The following is a 2,039-nucleotide window of genomic DNA, read 5'->3' on the forward strand; positions in this document are numbered from 1 at the left end:
GCTATCAGATCTCAGTTACCATTGAAGGTAAGCACCTCACCCTTTTAGTAAGCAACGGTCCGTTTTGTGAGACATGAACGGAGCATTTGTTCTAAGCGACTTAGAGTTGAAATTTCGCTATGCCCTTGGTTACTCAGAGATAACGCGAATGGCGGCTAATGGTCAAACAAGTCTTGCTGAGCAGATGACGGAATTACATCTGGTAATTCCGTCATCTGCTCGAGCACTTCCAGTGGAGGTGTTACTATCTGTCGTATCTGCATAACGGAGAATGCACTGTTTACGCGCCGCTTTACCGAAGTTATTCAGGGTAAATGACGGCAACTCTTTGTACCCATTAATATATAGTGCGAAACATTTGCAAATCAAGAATGGTGGGCAAGGCAAAACCTTAGTATTGCTATCTCTAGCAAGGAGATACCATATGAGCAGCTGTACTAACAATTTTACTGATCTTGGTCCGACACCAATTCTAGGGTCAAACCGTTTCAGAATTTGGTCTGAGAATGTTAGTGCATATTTTATTATTGACGTCGCGATGCCAAATCCGATGTTTTTTAATAATGGTCCTGTGCCAGTAATGTTCGTGACCGATGGCAACATATGCTTTGGTGCTGCGTCGACTTTACTGAACTCGCTGGCAATGGAGCCAGATGGGCCTCCACCACACTGCATTGTTGGCATCGGGTATGATGTTTCTGGGAGAGGTGAAAAAGCAGAACACCTAGCAATTCGCACACGTGATCTTTCCCCATGTGAAGACAAGCGATTTGAAGCCATGATGCGCCGCGCACCAGCACCGTTTACTTGGCAAGATGAAATTCAGGCAGGTGGCGCAACTTCCTTCTTAGCTTTTGTTCTAGAGGAACTATCTCCATGGCTTGCTAGTCGTTTCGATTTAGATCTGACCCAAACCACGCTAACGGGTATTTCCATGGGAGGGCTATTCGTACTCAATACGGCCTTTACTCAGCCAGAAGCATTTCAACGATATGTGGCTATTAGCCCAGCCATCTGGTGGGCTGATAGCTTTCTCATTGCGCTAGAAGAGCAAACGAGTACGAAAAGGCAGAATGTCAAAATGGATATATTCATGGCCGTAGGTGAGCTTGAGGAAGCTGCTGACGCACATGCTAAAATGGTATCCAATCTCGTTAAACTGGTGGACCAGATGGATTCCCGCTCAATTTCTGGGCTAAGATTGAACCACAAAATCTTAAAAGGAGAATCTCATATGAGTGTTTTCAGTCCAGCTTTTAGTCGGGCCTGTCGTGCTCTATTTGCAGGCCAAAATCGCAATGAAAGTTGGGCCAACCTTTGAAACTGGTGTCAACGATCTAAATTTGCTCCTCCTGTAGAGAAGTCATTCGGTTAATTGGGGTCGGCTAGCTAGAGAGGAAATTCAACGGAAAAATCTAGCTTTCCTCTCTCTATAGTAAGTCGAACCAGAATAACCTAGAGTTGAAACATCGGGCTGCTTGGCTGTCTCCAACAGCAGGCTGAATGGCCGGTGTTGGTCAGACTACACAGGAACTGACCATGAGAGCGTGACTATATCCATGCAATCCAATTTTTTACTTCGTGGCACCCATATTCCTTGTAAAGCGCTTTATGTTATTTTCATACGCCCTTAGCTTCCCTTACCCTCAAGGTGGATTATCAAGCTACTGATCCGTTTCCTGGAACTGTTTTTCACGCTCGGCAATCTCCGGATAGGCATCTGTCAGCAGTTTACCGCCGACCCCGATGTTGTCGTAGGAATGCTCTTCGATATGGATGGTCAGGAGGTTGGCGTCTAGCCCAGTACTTTCTTCAAAAGCATTTGTCAGTGCGGCGACACAAGCAACCTTTTTCTCTCTGGGAAGGCGCGGTGAATAAACAACGATGTGTGGCATGGCATTTACCTTTTCTGTCGTGAGTTTGATTTTATTAAGAAGCTCAGGCGCTCAGTCTATCATGTATGAGCCAGCAGTAAGGGTCCTCTGCCATCATATCTTGGTCCACCGCCCAAGCGGCGGCTCTGCACCCGCCGCATTGCC

General features: G+C 46.3%; 2 protein-coding genes. One reads left to right on the top strand and one right to left on the bottom strand.

The genetic code is table 11. The features are described from left to right. Positions 1-424: 424 nt before the first annotated feature. The gene (locus PsW74_RS19355) at positions 425-1,321 is read left to right on the top strand and encodes an alpha/beta hydrolase-fold protein (RefSeq protein WP_193775983.1); all 897 of its coding nucleotides are present in this window, start codon (positions 425-427) and stop codon (positions 1,319-1,321) included. Between the two features lie 343 nt (positions 1,322-1,664). On the opposite strand, the gene PsW74_RS19360 is transcribed toward PsW74_RS19355, so the two are convergent. Next, positions 1,665-1,895: a tautomerase family protein gene (locus PsW74_RS19360; protein ID WP_063289748.1), complete on the bottom strand. Its 231-nt coding sequence runs from the start codon at positions 1,893-1,895 to the stop codon at positions 1,665-1,667. Positions 1,896-2,039: the final 144 nt, after the last annotated feature.

It is taken from the genome of Pseudovibrio sp. W74 (assembly GCF_001623085.1).
Lineage (GTDB): Bacteria > Pseudomonadota > Alphaproteobacteria > Rhizobiales > Stappiaceae > Pseudovibrio.